Source organism: Tetragenococcus solitarius NBRC 100494 (assembly GCF_001544195.1).
Lineage (GTDB): Bacteria > Bacillota > Bacilli > Lactobacillales > Enterococcaceae > Tetragenococcus > Tetragenococcus solitarius.
Window position 1 is genome coordinate 1 of the sequence record NZ_BCPY01000003.1, and the last position, 16,374, is coordinate 16,374.

The following is a 16,374-nucleotide window of genomic DNA, read 5'->3' on the forward strand; positions in this document are numbered from 1 at the left end:
CATAAAAAATGAAGAGTGCTTAGTCAGCATTCTTCATTTTAAGCTTAAACTGCTTTTGCGTCATAACCAGTTTCATTAATTTTTTCGGCGATTTGTTGGCTGTTTACTTTTGTCTCATCAAATTTAATTACGCCGTTGTTTCTTTTTAAATGAATATTAACCTTCTGGATACCTGGCAGTTCATTGACTGCATTTTCAATGCGCATGACGCAATGAGCGCAATTCATACCTTCAATAGAAAACTTTTGTTTCATATTGCTTTCCCTCCGTTTGATTCTTCTTTACAAATGCACTGTCCTGGAATACAGTTGCAAGCAATTTCTGCTACTGGAACTTTTTCTGCTAAAATCGCTTCAATACTATCAATATCTTCTTGTGTTAATTCTGCTTTTTCAAGCATATCAGCAATTGTGCTACCGACCTTTTTGGCACATATATGAGAAAATATATTTTCCGTAGCGCTACGAACCGTTTGTTCTTCTGTAACTTTTGCAGAATAAACAAACTTTTTGCCCGCTTGTTCTGTCTGTAAAACGTCTTTTTTGACCAGTCTTCCAAGTAATGTTTTCGTTGTCGCTAGCTTCCATCCTTTGGAGCTGCTTAACAAATCATTGATTGTCTTAGCGTCAGTTTTTCCTTTAGTCCAAACTACACGCATGACTTCCCACTCAGAGTCACTAATTTTAATTGGTTCCATCAATGTGTTCATAAGTCCGCCCCTCTCTCACAATAAGTTTACATCTGTAATCAAAATTTGTCAAAGAAATTTTCCTTTTCATCCTATTCCCTATAGTAAAAGTTATTTATTTTATAGAAAACTAAAAAATTGGAAGCACATATCGGCTTCCAATTTTTATTTTTTTTCATGTTTATTTTTATGTTTCTTCCTTTTCAATACATTTTGTCGATGTTGACGATTCCCTAGAAACTTTAATGTTCCCATTAATGGTTGGCGGTTTTCTCCTACCAACCCAATTAATTCAATAAACAATTCTAAGCCAAATAGTGTACTAATTACAAGTAAAACAATCGCCCAAGTACTAGCGTAATTCATCAACAACGCGATTAAAGCAAAGACCATTGCTAAAGCATAAATGGTAAGTACTGCTCCACGATGAGTAAAACCTAACGAAAGCAGACGATGATGCAGGTGCATTTTATCAGCAGAAGAAATCGGCTTTTTATTAAAATAACGACGCAGCATAGCATAAACCGTATCAGTAATAGGAACACCTAAAATAAACATTGGTGTCAATACAGAAATAAAAGTGGCGTTTTTTAAACCTTGCAAAGAAAAAACAGAAATCATAAATCCCAAAAATAAAGCGCCCGTATCTCCTAAATAGATGGTTGCTGGATGAAAATTATATGGGAAAAAGCCCGCAATCGCAGCTACTAGTGAAAAAATCATAATTGCAAGAGGAACTCCGTTCGTTGGTAAAAAGAAATAACTAATCAAACCAATCGTTACTAAAGCAATAACTGATACACCGCATGCTAAGCCATCCAATCCATCAATCAAATTTACAGCATTCGTAATGGCTAATATCCAGATAAGTGTCATTGGCAAGCTCAACCAACCAAGCTGAAATGAACCAATAAATGGAATTGAGATTGTACTTATGCCGATATCTCCAATAAAATAAATTGCAAGTGATGCTACTACAATCCCTAACGATTTTTGTGCTGGTGATAGTTCGAAAATGTCATCCGCCAGCCCTGTTACTATAATAATGGAAGCAGCAAGCAACATAGGCCAGACGCGCTGAGCATCTAACATATCATTAAATTCCCATAGAATAGCCGTAGTAAATGAAATAAAAATACCTAACCCGCCGGCTGTGGGCATAGTCTTATCATTGATACGGCGTTCTCCGGGACGATCGACTGCGCCGATTTTAAAGGATAATAATTTCAACAGCGGCGTTAAGATAATTGTCAAAATCATTGTCGCAAACAATTTTAATATAAATTGAAACGTGAAACCCATTCGTCTTTCTCGCTTTCATTCGTCTTTTTAACTCAGAAAATCTTATCGCTTTCTTTTAATTCACCGTTAAAAAACTCTTCCATCGAAGCATTTAATACACTACCTAAAATGATAATCATTGCAGCAAAATTTAGCCATAACATCAAAACAACAAAACTTCCGATAATTTGATAACCACTTACTGTAGTCGCAAAATATTTTGCGTATAACCCAAACACTTGGGATAGCAGCAACCAGCCAACAGTGGCAAAAATAGACCCTGGAAGAATAGAGCGTATTTTCATTTTGGCATTAGGTACCATCCAATAAATAATGGCCATTAGTACAAATAAAGCAATAAATGTAAGTGGCCATTTTACCGTTTGGAACACATTGACAAAGGAATCAGGAATTTGGAAAATTGGCTGAATTGCATCTAAAAGTACTTGACCTGCCCCAATAATAAGTGAAAGAGCAACCATCGCAAATAAAAAGAGAATCAAAACAAGAACAGATAAAATTCTAGCCACAACGCCAGCGCGTTGTTCGACTCCTAAACTTTTATTCATTGCTTTTTGCAAAGCGTTAATACTCTTGCTTGCAGACCAAATCGTCGTAATTGCTGAAATAGAAAGCAACCCACCTGAACTTTGAGTCAATAAATCTTTAATCGCTGGACCTAAGAATTGATAAATCGTACTCGGCATAATTTCTTGAATATATGGTAGTACGGAATTGGGGTCAATACTTAGAAAAGGTAGAATATTTCCCACAGTAATCAATAATGGAAAAAGAGATAATAATAAGTAATAAGCTACTACAATAGAGTACGTAGTAAACTCAGATATCTTGATTCTTTCTTTTAAAATACTAAAAAATCTTGAAAAACTCTTCTGGTTATTCCCTACTTCTTTTTTGCTCATCGCCTTCTCCTTTTAGTTAATACGTTCCCTCTTCACCTTGTGAAGTCAAAATACGAGGACCTTCTTTAGTAATCGCTAAACTATGTTCATATTGACAACTTAAACTTCCATCTTTAGTATAAGCCGTCCAACCATTTGGATCCATTTTCATTTCCCAACTTCCAGTATTAATCATAGGTTCAATGGTGACGACCATGCCCTCTTTTAAACGCAATCCTTTTCCTTTTTGCCCATAGTGCGGAACGGCAGGTTCTTCGTGAATTGTCGGTCCTATTCCATGTCCAATAAAATCACGGACAACACTGTAGCCTTCGCCTTCCGCATAAGTTTGGATTGCATGACCAATATCTCCTATACGGTTTCCTACTTTGGCTTGTTCAATGCCTAAATACAAAGATTTTTTTGTTACTTCCATCAAACGCTTGACTTCATCCGTTGGTTGACCTACCGCATAAGACCAGCATGAATCAGAAATCGCTCCTCTTAAATCCACACACATATCAACTTTAATCAAATCACCATCTTTTAGCGGTTTTTTGCGCGGAAAACCATGACAAATTTCGTCATTAATACTAGTACAAGTAGCATACTTATAACCTTCAAACCCAATTTGTGCAGCAATTCCTCCGTGGCTTTCAATATAGTCACGCGCAAATTCTTCAATATCCCAACTGGTAACTCCAGGTTTAATAAATGTTCGAAGTTGTTTATGTACATCGGCTAGTAAGGCGCCAGACTCATCCATACTATCGATTTCTCTTTTTGACTTTAATGTAATCATTCTTTTATCTCCTTTATTGAAATCTTGTCTATTTTACCACACGAAGCTCTTTTTTTCCAAATTTCAAAGGATGAAAAACAGATGAATTATTTTACTTAAATCATTAATTTGCTATAATAATAAAATAATGAGCAGACAAAACGAGGGAGAAATAAGCAGAATATTTTTCGCTATTACATATTAGGAGGTACTTATGACTTTAGCCAAAATTATCTATGGCAGTTTAACAGGGAACACAGAAGAAATCGCCGATATTGTTTGTGAAGCTTTAGAAAATTTAAATATTGAAGTAGAAATCGATGAATGTACACAAGTCGATGCAGCAGAGTTTAAAGCGGCAGATATTTGTGTGATTGCAGCTTATACCTATGACGAAGGAACAATTCCTGATGAAATGTTAGATCTTTACGAAGACCTACAAGAGTTAAACTTAAGCGGCAAAGTGTTCGGTGTATGTGGGTCAGGCGACACTTTCTACGAACACTATGCCACAGCAGTTGATAAATTTGAAAAAGCCTTCTTAGCTGCTGGCGCAAAAAAAGGAAGCGCAAATATCAAAGTTGACCTCGCAGCAGAAAAAGAAGACATCCAACAGTTAGAAGCTTTTGCTGCACAATTAGTCGCTACCCAGCAAACAGTTTGATAAAAAAAGCAAGAGCACTCTCTAAAACGAATGTCCTTGCTTTTTTTTAATGAAATTTAAAACCAGAAAAAGTCTGATTCAGTTTATCATTATTGGTTGTCAAATTTTTTACAGTCTCCGTTAATAAAATCTCAATTTCCTCATCACTAGGTTTCATAATATTGGCAGAAGTTAATGCAGCAAGTCCTGTTACTATAATCCAAAAACCTGCATATAAGGCAGAAAGCTTATCTTCTGGCAAGTCTTTATACTCTGGATCTTGTTGAACAAGTTGAACAAAATAATCAAAAGAAAATTTTTGCAATGAATGATCATCTAAACTTTCTTCTAAGTACAAGGCCTTATACAATTTCTTTTCTTTAATTGCAAACTTAATGTAATTAAAACCTAAATCAACCAATTTGTCTCCAGTATGGTCTTTAGGAAGAACCTCAGCAGAAAGATAGTCAAAAATTTCTTTAAGCAGTGCTTGCTTTAAGTCATCCATGTTCTTAAATTCTAAATAAATCGGTTGCGTGGAGCATTTCATCTTGGCTGCAATATTACGTGCAGTAAATTTGGAGAAACCTTCTTTTGCAACAACTTCATAAGCCGCTTTTAAAATTTGATCTCTTGTGATTGTTTTCTTTCTTGCCATTTATTTCTACCTCCTTAAATGACGTGCACTGTTATTTATCATTTTGTTCATTCTACCATTTTTTTCCGATAATTCAAAATTAGGTGTTACGTTTCTTTAAAAAAAGAAACGATTATTTCATAATAGAAAGCGATTACTTATTCTTTTCACGAAAAAAGCTGTAAGTTGTTTTGCTAATATCTTAATGTTATTATACTAAAGTATGGCAAGGGAGGAAAGAAAGATGGATTTAGTAAAATTTAAAGAAAATTTAGATAAATACGCTCAATTAATTGTAGAAGTTGGTGTTAATGTTCAACAATCACACACAGTAGTCTTACAAATTAATGTTGATCAAGCTCCTTTGGCACGCTTAATTACCCAAAAAGCCTATGAACTAAAAGCTGCCGAAGTGATTGTAGAATGGTCAGATGAAAAAATACAAAAAGAATTTCTAGCCCATGCAACAATGGACAGAATTTCAAATTTCCCACAATATAAAATCGATCAAACCCAAGAATGGATTGAAAAGGGAGCTAGCCGTATCTCAGTGATCTCTTCAGATCCCGGCTCTTTAGCTGATGTTGATAATAAAAGAGTCGCAGCTTATCAAAAGGCTTCTGGTAAGGGATTAGCCCATTTGCGTAAAGCAACTCAATCAAACCAAGTAAGCTGGACGGTGGTCGCTGCTGCAGGTGAAAACTGGGCCCAAAAAGTCTTTCCGAAGCTTTCGAAAGAAGAAGCCGTAGCTGCCTTATGGCAAGAGATATTTAAAACAACTCGAGTTGATCAAAAAGATCCAGTCGCCGCTTGGAAAAAACATGATGAAACATTAGAAGAAAAGGCAGACAAATTAAATGAACAACAATTTGATGCACTTCATTATAAAGCCGAAGGAACAGATTTAACGATTGGACTACCTGAAAATCATTTATGGGAAGGCGCTGGCAGTTTTAATTCCAGAGGTGAAAAATTTATTGCAAATATGCCGACAGAAGAAGTATTTACTGCTCCTGACAGTCGTCGGATCGATGGTGTAGTTTCAAGCACAAAACCATTAAGTTATGCAGGTACAATCATCTCAGGCATGAAATTTACTTTTAAAAATGGAGAAGTTGTCGATTTTTCAGCAGAAAAAGGACAAGATGTTTTAAAAGACCTGTTAGCTACTGACAAAGGAGCCAAATCTTTGGGCGAAGTCGCATTAGTGCCGGACCCGTCTCCTATTTCTCAATCAGGGATTATTTTTTACAACACTTTATTTGATGAAAATGCATCAAACCACTTAGCATTAGGATCAGCTTATGCATTTAATTTACAAAATGGTACTAAGATGAGTGAACAAGAGCTTAAAGAGCACGGTTTGAATTTAAGCCAAACCCATGTTGATTTTATGATTGGTTCAAATCAAATGTCCATTGATGGTATCAAAAAAGATGGCACCGTCGTCCCTATTTTTCGTCATGGTGACTGGGCTTAAGTAAAAAGGTAAAAACGGTCACCCGTTTTTACCTTTTTTATAACTTTTTTCTTTTTTTCAAGAGAGGCAAGTATTTTACGTAGTCAATGCAAGAAATATTTGATAAAATCAACTTCATATAGAAGGGATGGAAAGAAATGACCCCAAATCGTGAAGATTACCTCAAGTTGATTTTAGAGCTTGGTGGTGATCAGTCAAAAATTAATAATAAACAGATTGTTTCTGGCCTTGATGTATCAGCCGCTTCTGTTAGCGAAATGATTACTAAACTAGTTAAAGAAAATTTAGTAGAACATACCCCTTACCAAGGAGTCCAGTTGACAGATAAAGGTTTAGAAAAAGCTAGCTCACTCGTTCGTCGTCATCGTCTTTGGGAAGTTTTTTTAGTTGAACATTTAAAATATAGCTGGAATGAAGTACATGATGATGCCGAAGTACTTGAGCATGTAACTTCTGAAACGCTTGCCTCTCACTTAAACGAATACTTAGAACATCCAAAATATTGTCCACATGGCGGTATGATTCCAGGTGAAAATCAATTGGTCCACGAGAAAAAAAGAGAAAAGTTAAGTGATTATCCTGTAGGAACCAAGATACGAATTGCTCGTGTACTTGATGAACGCGAGTTATTAGATTACTTAGTTGAAATTAACGTAAGTATTAATGAAGAGTATACCATTACTGACATTACTGCTCATGAAGGTCCGATTACTATGAAGTCACAAGATAAAACTGTGCAAGTAAATTATAAAGCAGCCAGCACTATATTTGTTGACAGGCTTTGATGATTCGTTTAATCATTTTTTATTAAAAGGAAGTGTAAAAATGGATACAAAAAAAGTACTAATTACGATATTTGGCGGAACAGGCGACTTGGCAAAGCGTAAGTTATATCCCTCTCTTTTTCGTCTATATCAAAAAGGAAATATAAGCGATAATTTTGCTGTTATCGGAACAGCACGACGTCCATGGAGCAATGAAACATATCATGAAGTAATCAAAGAAGCCATCAAAAGCTTTGAACCTTCAGACAAAGAAGCAGATGATTTTGCTTCTCACTTTTATTATCAATCGCATAATGTTAAAGACACCCAACATTATGATGTATTAAAAAAATTAAGTGATCAATTAGATGAACAGTACGGGCTGGAAGGAAACCGTATTTTTTACCTGGCGATGTCACCAAACTTTTTTGGCACCATCGTTTCCCGTCTAAAATCACAAAAAATGCTTGATACAAAAGGTTATCAGCGAGTAATTATCGAAAAACCATTTGGTAATGATTACCAATCTGCTTTTGAACTAAATGAAGAAATCAACCAAGCTTTTGCCGAAGAAGATATTTATCGAATTGATCACTACTTAGGTAAAGAAATGATTCAAAATATCTCAGCCCTTCGTTTTGCTAACCTGATTTTAGAATCTATTTGGAATAACCGGTATATCGACAATATTCAAATTAGCTTAGCTGAAGAAGTAGGTGTAGAAGAACGTGGCGGATACTACGATCAAAGCGGAGCATTAAAAGATATGGTACAAAATCACATTTTGCAAATGCTGTCACTGCTTGCAATGGAGCCACCCGTTGTCTTTTCAGAAAAAGAAATCCGTACAGAAAAGATTAAAGCGCTAGAATCTATCCGTATGTATACAGAAGACGAAGTCCGTGAGAACTTTGTACGCGGGCAATACGTAGAAGGCGAAATTAACAATCATAGTTTCCCAAGTTACCGAGATGAAGAAAATGTTGATGAAAATTCATTAACCGAAACATTTGTTGCAGGGAAATTTTTAATCGATAATTTCCGTTGGTCAGGTGTTCCTTTTTATGTTCGAACAGGAAAGCATTTAACGGAAAAAGGCACAAGAATTAATATTGTCTTCAAGCAAGTTCCCATAAATGTTTTTAAAAACTCAATTACTGGTCCTTGTGAAGAACAAAGATTAGAACCAAATGTTTTAACAATTTATATCCAGCCTACAGAAGGTTTTTCTTTAACGATGAATGGCAAAGAAATCGGCCAAGGCTTCCAAACAGAGCCTGTAAAATTAGAACACCGAAATAGCGCAGATATCATCGAAAATACGCCAGAGGCCTATGAAAAACTTTTGCTTGATGCCCTAAATGGAGATGGAACAAACTTTACTCATTGGGATGAAGTCGCACAATCATGGAGAATCGTGGATCGTATTCGTGAAACTTGGGATAAAGATCAACAAACACCTCCTGGTTATCCTGCCGGAACTATGGGACCTAAAGAGGCTTATCAATTGCTTGAAAAAGAAGGACGTTATTGGATTTGGGAGCCAGATGAGTGGTACCGCAAACGTGGCTTATTGAAATAGTAAAAAATAAAACAAAAAAGTTCCGAATAAGAAAGTGGCAAATAACCCTTTTCTTACTCGGAATTTTTTTATATTACAAATCTTTTTATTCAAAGCCTTCTTGAACGGCTTCTGGATGTTCATCTTCTACAATCGCTGCACAATGTGCACAAATCGTTGGGAAATGTTCATTTTCTCCAACAGTCTTTCTTACCTGCCGACAACGCTGGCAAACCTCTCCGTCAGCTTTTTCGACCAAGATTGCTACGTCATCAAATTGCACAGCTTTTTCAGGCGCTTTTTCACCTGCTTCTTTGATTTCAAAGAAGTCTGGTGAAATGATCAATAGTTGAGCCACGTTGTCTCCTACAACGTTTAATAACGTCTGAACTTGTTCGTTTGGATAGACTGTTACTTTGGCTTCCATCGATTTGCCTATTAATTTTTCGTTTCTAGCAATTTCTAATGCTTTTAATACTTTATCACGAAATTCCATAAAAGCAGTCCAAATATCTAATAATTCTTCTTGATTTGGATAAACTTGGTAAGCTGGAAAGTCAGTCAATTGAACATAATCCGCCTCTTCTTTTAAGAAAGACCAGATTTCTTCTGTAGTAAATGGAATGATAGGTGTTAACAACTTAGCGATGGCAACGGCTGCTTTATAAAAAACAGTTTGCATACAACGACGTTCATAACTATCTTCTTTTTCAATATACACGACATCTTTTGCAAAATCTAAATAAAATGAAGATAAATCCACCGTAATAAAGTTTAAAATCGTACGATAAACATGTAAGAAATCATATTTATCATAACCATTGTCACGTACCTCTTTAATAAGCTGATTTAAACGAATTAACATATACTTATCGACAGAACGCAGATCAACAAAGTCAATTTCGTTTGTTTTTGGTTCAAAGTCGCTGGTATTCGCCAGTAAAAATCTTACGGTATTTCTGATTTTCCGATAGACTTCCGATACTTGTTTCAAGATATCCATTGAAACTCTGACATCCGATTCATAATCAACGCTACCAACCCACAAACGCAAAATATCAGCACCCATTTGTTTGATTACCTTATCTGGAACAATTGTATTTCCTAAAGATTTACTCATTTTATGACCTTCGCCATCTAATGTAAATCCTTGAGATAATACTGATTTATAAGGAGCAACGCCATTCACCGCAACACTAGTTGTAATACTGGAATTAAACCAGCCACGGTATTGGTCAGAGCCTTCTAGATACATATCAGCTGGAAAAGCTAATTCCGGACGTTGTCGTAAAACTGCTTCATGAGAAGAACCAGAATCAAACCAGACATCCATAATATCTGTTTCTTTTGTGAAAGTGCCATTTGGTGAATCTGGATGAGTGAATCCTTCTGGCAATAAATCTTTAGCGTCTCGTTCAAACCAGACATTAGAGCCATATTCTTCAAATAACTGGGCAACATGTTCGATGGTTTCTGGCGTAATAATTGCTTCCCCATTCTCGGCATAAAAAATAGGTAAAGGCACGCCCCAAGCACGTTGTCTTGAAATTACCCAGTCACCACGATCTCTTACCATGTTATATAAACGTGATTTCCCCCATGGAATAATCCAATCAACTTTTTCAATTTCGTCTAAAATATTTTGACGGAACTTATCGATTGAAGCAAACCATTGTGGAGTTGCTCTGAAAATAACAGGCTTTTTTGTGCGCCAATCATGTGGGTAACTATGAACAAAGAAATCAAGACTTAGCAATGCCCCTTTTTCTTTGAGAAGATCAGTGATCATTGGGTTGGCCTTATCATAAAAGATTCCTTCAAAGCCAGGAGCTTCTGACGTAAAGACTCCTCGACTGTCAACGGGAGAAAGTACAGGTAAGCCATATTTTTTTCCTACATAGTAGTCATCTTCCCCATGACCAGGAGCCGTATGTACTAAACCAGTCCCCGTATCTAAAGTGACATGATCGCCTAAGATTAATAAAGATGTCCGATCATAAAAAGGATGTTGTGCCTTCATATTTTCCAACTGTGAGCCTTTAAATTCTTGTAGTATTTCTACTTCATCCCACGCCAATACTTCTTGAACATCTTCTAATAAGTCTTTAGCGACCACATATTTATTTCCATCTGCTTTTACCTGAACGTAGTCAAAATCTGGATGTACAGCAATCGCTAAATTAGATGGGAGTGTCCATGGCGTTGTTGTCCAAATAATAAAAGATGTATCTTCATCTAAGAGTTCTTTTCCATCGACCACCTTAAACGATACGTAAATTGAGGGAGATTTAATATCTTTATACTCAATTTCTGCTTCTGCTAAAGAGGACTCACTTGAAGGAGACCAGTAAATTGGTTTCATTCCTTTATAGATATAACCCTTTTCAGCCATTTTACCAAAAACCCGAATCTCTGCAGCTTCATAACTAGGCGCTAAAGTAACATAAGGATCTTCCCATTCCCCCTGTACGCCTAATCGTTTAAAGTCATTGCGCTGTTTATCAATTTGTGTCATCGCGTAATCATAGCATTTCTGACGATATTCCGCTGTTGACATTTCTTTTCTTTTAATTCCTTTATTGGTCAATACCTGTTCAATCGGAAGACCGTGTGTATCCCAGCCGGGTACATAAGGGGCACGGAAGCCAGACATCGATTTCGCACGAATAATGATATCTTTACTAATTTTATTTAAAGCATGACCTATATGAATGTTGCCATTGGCAAACGGAGGGCCATCGTGCAAAACAAAAGTGGGCTTCCCTTCGTTTATTTTTTGGCGTTTGCCATAGATATCATTTTCTTCCCATTCTTTTTGCCAGTCTCCCTCGCGATTAGGAAGATTTCCGCGCATCGGAAATTTCGTTTTCCCTAAATGAAGTGTATCTTTCATTTTCATCGTAATATCATGCTCCTTTATTAATGTATTTACAACAATAATTCGAATAAAAACTTAAGGCAGTCACTAACTTAAGTTAAAAAAATTTACAATAAAAAAACGCTCGCCCAAACGGGACGAACGTGTCGTGGTACCACCCAAAGTTCAAAAATAATGTTATTTTTCTCTAGAATCGTTAACGAGATTAACCGTTATTCCCTACTTTATTCAAGAATAAGTTTTGTAGATGATCTAACAAAATGCAGAGTTTATCGGGCTCTCACTATCACCGACTCGCTTTAAAAGTACAAAATGTTTTTCTGTTCTACTCATTGTCAAAATTATATTCTTCTGTATCTTCATGATCTTCTGCTGAAACTGGGACAACGCGTTGACTTGAATCCACCACCGATACATCCTCTTGTTCGTCAGAAGGTTGGTCATTATCTGTTTGTTCTGAGTTTACTTCAGAATCATTTTCATTGTCAAGCTCTTCTGCCAATATTTCACGAAAAACTTTATGACTATCTTCTACATAACTAGAAAAAGGGGCAAGAATTTCATCCCACTCCGGACTTTTTACTTGTTCCAATTGTGTTTCAAGCATCAAAGATAAATTATTATGAAATACCCTGGTTTTTTTCTTCAGATCATTGGTTTCTGTTGTTAATTCACGTGCTTTTTGGGTCGCATCGCTTAAAATTTCTTTTGCTTTCTCTTGGGCTGCTGTAGTCAGCTTCTGCGCTTGTTTTTCAGCGTTAGCTACTAATTCATCAGCTTTATTTTGAGCAGAGGTAACAACCACTTCAGATTCTTTATTTGCACTTTTTTTCACCTTATCTGCTGTGTCTTGTGCCACAACAATCGATTGGTTCAACGCATCTTTTAATTCATTGAAATATTCTAATTTTTCTTCTGAATGTTTTAATGATTTTTCCAATTCACGATTTCTTTGAACAACTTCTTCATAATCTCTAACAACAATATCCAAAAAGTCGTCAACTTCGTCTTTTTCGTAACCTCTCATTTTAGTCTCGAAACTCTTGTTTTGAATATCTAATGGAGTTAATGCCATTTTATACACCTCTTTATTTTATTTACGTAAAACGCCTAAAGTCAAGCGAATTTTTCCTTTTTTGGTCGTTCCTTCTATCGCTTGAATCTGCAACCGTCCAAAACCTCGAACAGAAACAATATCCAATAAATCCAAAAGAAAATCCGGTCGTTGCATTGGCGTCCAGTTTACTTTTATTTTTCCTGTTTCAATTAATTGTTTTGCACGCTGCCTTGAAATATTAAAAATTGTGCCGACCACATTATCTAAACGCAACGAACTCACTGTTGCTTTTTCATCGGTCCAATCGTCTTTTGGTGTTAAAATATCAGTATAAGACCGTTCTTCTAACCGTACCTTGACATTTCCAATTTTAGTTGCTTGTAATTGAATATAATGACTGATTTCTTTAGCAACAAAAACTTGCCAGTTTTCACCGTCTGAAATAATATCTCCGAGAAACTCTCTCCTAATACCTGTACCAATTAAACTACCTAGTATTTTTCCATGACTTAAAGTAGTAAACTTCTTAGGATAATGGATACTAAATAACTCGATCTCAAAATCTTCTTGCACAGGTTTATAGTACTCAGGAAAGATTAAACAGCGCCGTCTTTCTGCAGCTTCGTAACCGCCGAAAAATCGAAAACTTAATTCTGTTTCCTGTCTTACAAGCGTTTCTAAAATAAACGCTTGTCTAGGATCTAAAAATTCAGTCAAAACCGGAGCATACTGCATATTTACCTGTTCAACCCAATCTTGCACCATATCAATAAACGGGCGCTCATCATTTCTAAAATGCTGATATATATTGGTGTCCACTATTTTCACCTCCCGTTAGAAAATAGCTATTATGATGCGAGACAATGCTTGGACGGCGAGTTGAAGGACAATAATAGCAAATGCTATATTGAAATTTATTGGCCCCAACGATAAATTTAGATGATCAAACAAACTTAAATAGGGTTCACAGATTTTACGTAGAAAACGGCCAATAGCAGAATCATAACCGCCCGGAAACCAAGATAAAAGTGCATATATCACAAGTAAAATGGTATATAAATATACGATATCATTTACTAGACTGATTAATCGATAAATTATAATATTGTTTCCTCCTCCAGGCTATAAATCAAATAAATTACTTTCAACTAATGACTGCGCTGTGCCATCAATTTCAACTTCTTTAGGTGTACATAAAAATATTTCGTCTGCTACTCGTTTGATATCGCCATCTTCAGCATAGACAGTTCCAGTTAGAAAATCAACAATACGTCTTGCTTGGTGTTCTTCAATCAAACGAAAGTTAACAAGTACAGACTTTCCACCAATAACATGTTTAGCAATCGTCATTGCCTCAGAATAAGCACGTGGTTCTATTACCATTATTTTCCCTGACTGGCTTTTTTGTGCTTGCTTTGGTTGATTTGCTTTCATTGCTACCACATTATTTTCAGGACGGTTAGGTCTTGCAGGTTGTACAGGCCTTTGCTCAGCAGCCTGCGCTTTTCCAACTGGACGTGAACTTTGCGGTGGTTGTTTGGTTGTTTGTGCTTTTGCTTGCATTGGTTTTCGAACAGCCGATCCCATATTAGAAGTTTGCGGCTGTGATTTTTTCTGCGGATTGGGCCTTTTTTTACTAGCCGATGCAGCACCAGTTTGTTGTGGTGCTACTGGTTTATTTTGAGTTGTTTGATAATTATCCATGTATTCTTCATCTTCCAAACCAAAAAAGTTTGAAACTTTCTCCATAAATGACATGTCACACCCTCCTTCTAATCTTCAAATAGAGCTGTCCCCACTCTTATGAGAGTTGCTCCTTCTTGTATTGCGATTGAAAAATCATTACTCATACCCATACTCGTTTGAGTACAAGGAGCAAAGGACAAATTTTTTGCTTTAATTGTCTCTTGCATTTTTTTAAGTTTATAAAAGATCTCATGTTGTTCTGTTTTAGTTGAATGAAGTGGAGCCATCGTCATTAACCCTACGATTTTTATCTTATCATAAGAGGCTAACTGTTCAATAAAGTCACCTAACTCTTCTTTAGCAACTCCTTGTTTTGAGGCTTCGCCACTCACGTTGACTTCTACAAAACAGTAGATCGTTTTTTCTGCCCTTTTTTGAATTTCATTGGCTAATTTTAAACTATCTAAAGCATGAAAAAAGTCGATTTCATTGATCACTGTTTTTACTTTCCTACGTTGTAAGTTACCAATGAAATGCCATGAAACATTGGTAAAGGCACGCATTTTTTCTTTTTTAGCCAGAAATTGATCTGTTCGATTTTCAGCTAAATGTACGACACCTTGTTTGGCTAATTCAATGGTCTGTTTAAGGTCAACCGATTTTGTTACACCCACCAATGTAACTTCCGAGCTCGAACGTGAAACAAGAGCACAGGAATCCTGTATCTCTTGCTGAACCTTCCGCAAGTTATCAGAAATCATGTGCTCTTTCCTCCCTTATCTTTTACGACGGAAAAATGGTGGTGTATCTAATTCGTCGTCATCTGATTTTGGTGTATCCCGTTTGAAGGTATCAAAGTCTTTTTTTTCGATTTCTTCAAATTGTGTATTATCAATTTTAGGGCGGACATTCTCTTCTTTACGAATGTCCCAATCAGAAAAATTATTGTCTTCTTTTTGTGCAGGTTGTGCTTGGTCCATATCAAAAATCGGTCTTTTCGCGCTTGCTTGATTTTGTCTAGAAGCGCGTCCGGACTTTTTTTCGCTTTTTGTCGGATCGATACCTGTTGCGATAACAGTTACGCGGATTTCATCTTCCATATCTTCATCGATAGAAGTGCCTAAAATAATATTTACATCACCGGTTGAAGCACCCGCTACGATGTCTGAAGCATCTTGAGCCTCAAATAAAGTCATATCTAAACCACCCGTAATGTTAAGTAGTACCTGTTCTGCTCCATCAATCGAAGTTTCCAATAATGGTGAAGAGATAGCTTTCTTTGTCGCTTCAACTACACGTTCTTCGCCGCTAGCAATGCCTATTCCCATTAACGCTGTTCCCTGGTTTTTCATTACTGTTTTTACATCGGCGAAGTCTAAATTGACATATCCAGGAGCTGTAATTAAATCAGAAATTCCTTGAACCCCTTGTCTTAAAACATTATCTGCTTCACGAAAAGCTTCAAGCATTGGTGTCTTTTTATCAACCACTTCTAATAAACGATTGTTGGAAATAATTAATAGGGTATCCACATTTTCTTTTAGTTTTGCAATACCTTCTGCAGCAAAATGTCCGCGTTTTGGTCCTTCAAAAGTAAATGGTCGTGTTACCACTCCAACAGTTAGTGCATCTAATTCTTTAGCAATACCGGCTACAATTGGTGCAGCTCCAGTACCGGTTCCACCGCCCATGCCGGCAGTAATGAAGATCATGTCTGCCCCACCAAGAGCTTCCCGAATAGCATCTTCACTTTCTTCAGCAGATTTTTCTCCCACCTCAGGCTGAGACCCTGCCCCTAAACCTTGGGTGAATTTTGGTCCTAATTGGATGACCGTTTCTGCTTTTGAATTTTTTAATGCTTGTACATCTGTATTTACGGCAATAAATTCAACGCCTTTAACGTTTTCTTCAATCATTCGATTTACGGCGTTACCGCCTCCGCCGCCAACGCCGATCACTTTAATCACTGCGCCCTCATTGACGATATTATCCATTGAAAATTCCATACTCTATCTT

17 protein-coding genes are annotated in these 16,374 nt (G+C 36.5%); 4 read left to right on the plus strand and 13 right to left on the minus strand.

Going from position 1 to position 16,374, the window contains the following annotated elements; translation table 11 throughout:
* Nucleotides 1-44 precede the first annotated feature (44 nt).
* The 5 genes from copZ to map form a co-directional block, all read right to left on the minus strand.
* Complete coding sequence (gene copZ, locus TS1_RS01390; protein WP_068707059.1) at nt 45-254, minus strand: copper chaperone CopZ; 210 nt, start codon at nt 252-254, stop codon at nt 45-47.
* On the minus strand, nt 251-709 hold the full coding sequence (locus tag TS1_RS01395) for a CopY/TcrY family copper transport repressor (RefSeq protein ID WP_068707061.1): 459 nt from the start codon (nt 707-709) through the stop codon (nt 251-253). Before TS1_RS01395 ends, copZ begins: the two co-directional genes overlap by 4 nt.
* A gap of 144 nt (nt 710-853) precedes the next feature.
* Nucleotides 854-1,990 (minus strand): glycosyltransferase family 4 protein, encoded by a 1,137-nt coding sequence (locus TS1_RS01400; RefSeq protein WP_068707063.1) that lies wholly within the window; start codon nt 1,988-1,990, stop codon nt 854-856.
* Nucleotides 1,991-2,022: 32 nt separating this feature from the next.
* A complete protein-coding gene (locus TS1_RS01405; protein ID WP_068707065.1) occupies nt 2,023-2,892 on the minus strand; it encodes a YihY/virulence factor BrkB family protein in 870 nt (289 codons plus the stop codon).
* Between the two features lie 16 nt (nt 2,893-2,908).
* The gene (map, locus tag TS1_RS01410; protein WP_068707067.1) at nt 2,909-3,673 is read right to left on the minus strand and encodes a type I methionyl aminopeptidase; all 765 of its coding nucleotides are present in this window, start codon (nt 3,671-3,673) and stop codon (nt 2,909-2,911) included.
* Between the two features lie 193 nt (nt 3,674-3,866).
* On the opposite strand from map, the gene TS1_RS01415 reads away from it, so the two are divergent.
* Nucleotides 3,867-4,316: a flavodoxin gene (locus tag TS1_RS01415; protein WP_068707069.1), complete on the plus strand. Its 450-nt coding sequence runs from the start codon at nt 3,867-3,869 to the stop codon at nt 4,314-4,316.
* A gap of 46 nt (nt 4,317-4,362) precedes the next feature.
* Here TS1_RS01415 and TS1_RS01420 read toward each other — a convergent pair whose 3' ends face one another.
* Nucleotides 4,363-4,953, minus strand: coding sequence for a TetR/AcrR family transcriptional regulator (locus tag TS1_RS01420; protein WP_068707071.1), 591 nt, complete (start codon nt 4,951-4,953; stop codon nt 4,363-4,365).
* Nucleotides 4,954-5,176: 223 nt separating this feature from the next.
* On the opposite strand from TS1_RS01420, the gene TS1_RS01425 reads away from it, so the two are divergent.
* From TS1_RS01425 to zwf, 3 genes are all read left to right on the plus strand, one after another.
* Nucleotides 5,177-6,412 carry an aminopeptidase gene (locus tag TS1_RS01425; RefSeq protein ID WP_068707073.1) on the plus strand — a complete coding sequence of 412 codons (1,236 nt, stop codon included), beginning with the start codon at nt 5,177-5,179 and terminating at the stop codon, nt 6,410-6,412.
* A gap of 137 nt (nt 6,413-6,549) precedes the next feature.
* Entirely contained in the window at nt 6,550-7,197 is a 648-nt protein-coding gene (locus TS1_RS01430; RefSeq protein WP_068707075.1) for a metal-dependent transcriptional regulator, read from the plus strand.
* Nucleotides 7,198-7,237: 40 nt separating this feature from the next.
* Nucleotides 7,238-8,758: a glucose-6-phosphate dehydrogenase gene (gene zwf, locus TS1_RS01435; RefSeq protein ID WP_068707077.1), complete on the plus strand. Its 1,521-nt coding sequence runs from the start codon at nt 7,238-7,240 to the stop codon at nt 8,756-8,758.
* An 85-nt stretch (nt 8,759-8,843) separates the two neighbouring features.
* On the opposite strand, the gene ileS is transcribed toward zwf, so the two are convergent.
* The 7 genes from ileS to ftsZ form a co-directional block, all read right to left on the minus strand.
* Nucleotides 8,844-11,636, minus strand: a complete 2,793-nt coding sequence (ileS, locus tag TS1_RS01440; protein WP_068707079.1) for an isoleucine--tRNA ligase — start codon at nt 11,634-11,636, stop codon at nt 8,844-8,846.
* Nucleotides 11,637-11,940: 304 nt separating this feature from the next.
* Entirely contained in the window at nt 11,941-12,690 is a 750-nt protein-coding gene (locus tag TS1_RS01445; RefSeq protein WP_068707081.1) for a DivIVA domain-containing protein, read from the minus strand.
* A gap of 18 nt (nt 12,691-12,708) precedes the next feature.
* The gene (locus tag TS1_RS01450) at nt 12,709-13,491 is read right to left on the minus strand and encodes a YlmH family RNA-binding protein (RefSeq protein WP_068707083.1); all 783 of its coding nucleotides are present in this window, start codon (nt 13,489-13,491) and stop codon (nt 12,709-12,711) included.
* A 15-nt stretch (nt 13,492-13,506) separates the two neighbouring features.
* Nucleotides 13,507-13,758 (minus strand): YggT family protein, encoded by a 252-nt coding sequence (locus TS1_RS12345; protein ID WP_083498218.1) that lies wholly within the window; start codon nt 13,756-13,758, stop codon nt 13,507-13,509.
* A 36-nt stretch (nt 13,759-13,794) separates the two neighbouring features.
* Complete coding sequence (sepF, locus tag TS1_RS01455; protein ID WP_068707086.1) at nt 13,795-14,430, minus strand: cell division protein SepF; 636 nt, start codon at nt 14,428-14,430, stop codon at nt 13,795-13,797.
* Nucleotides 14,431-14,444: 14 nt separating this feature from the next.
* A complete protein-coding gene (locus tag TS1_RS01460; protein WP_068707088.1) occupies nt 14,445-15,119 on the minus strand; it encodes a YggS family pyridoxal phosphate-dependent enzyme in 675 nt (224 codons plus the stop codon).
* A 15-nt stretch (nt 15,120-15,134) separates the two neighbouring features.
* Nucleotides 15,135-16,364, minus strand: a complete 1,230-nt coding sequence (ftsZ, locus tag TS1_RS01465) for a cell division protein FtsZ (RefSeq protein ID WP_068707090.1) — start codon at nt 16,362-16,364, stop codon at nt 15,135-15,137.
* Between the last annotated feature and the right edge of the window lie 10 nt (nt 16,365-16,374).

Coding starts and splice junctions, on each gene's coding strand:
- copZ (WP_068707059.1), bottom strand. CDS start 254: ATGAAACAAAAGTTTTCTATTGAAGGTATGAATTGCGCTCATTGCGTC.
- TS1_RS01395 (WP_068707061.1), bottom strand. CDS start 709: ATGAACACATTGATGGAACCAATTAAAATTAGTGACTCTGAGTGGGAA.
- TS1_RS01400 (WP_068707063.1), bottom strand. CDS start 1,990: ATGGGTTTCACGTTTCAATTTATATTAAAATTGTTTGCGACAATGATT.
- TS1_RS01405 (WP_068707065.1), bottom strand. CDS start 2,892: ATGAGCAAAAAAGAAGTAGGGAATAACCAGAAGAGTTTTTCAAGATTT.
- map (WP_068707067.1), bottom strand. CDS start 3,673: ATGATTACATTAAAGTCAAAAAGAGAAATCGATAGTATGGATGAGTCT.
- TS1_RS01415 (WP_068707069.1), top strand. CDS start 3,867: ATGACTTTAGCCAAAATTATCTATGGCAGTTTAACAGGGAACACAGAA.
- TS1_RS01420 (WP_068707071.1), bottom strand. CDS start 4,953: ATGGCAAGAAAGAAAACAATCACAAGAGATCAAATTTTAAAAGCGGCT.
- TS1_RS01425 (WP_068707073.1), top strand. CDS start 5,177: ATGGATTTAGTAAAATTTAAAGAAAATTTAGATAAATACGCTCAATTA.
- TS1_RS01430 (WP_068707075.1), top strand. CDS start 6,550: ATGACCCCAAATCGTGAAGATTACCTCAAGTTGATTTTAGAGCTTGGT.
- zwf (WP_068707077.1), top strand. CDS start 7,238: ATGGATACAAAAAAAGTACTAATTACGATATTTGGCGGAACAGGCGAC.
- ileS (WP_068707079.1), bottom strand. CDS start 11,636: ATGAAAATGAAAGATACACTTCATTTAGGGAAAACGAAATTTCCGATG.
- TS1_RS01445 (WP_068707081.1), bottom strand. CDS start 12,690: ATGGCATTAACTCCATTAGATATTCAAAACAAGAGTTTCGAGACTAAA.
- sepF (WP_068707086.1), bottom strand. CDS start 14,430: ATGTCATTTATGGAGAAAGTTTCAAACTTTTTTGGTTTGGAAGATGAA.
- TS1_RS01460 (WP_068707088.1), bottom strand. CDS start 15,119: ATGATTTCTGATAACTTGCGGAAGGTTCAGCAAGAGATACAGGATTCC.
- ftsZ (WP_068707090.1), bottom strand. CDS start 16,364: ATGGAATTTTCAATGGATAATATCGTCAATGAGGGCGCAGTGATTAAA.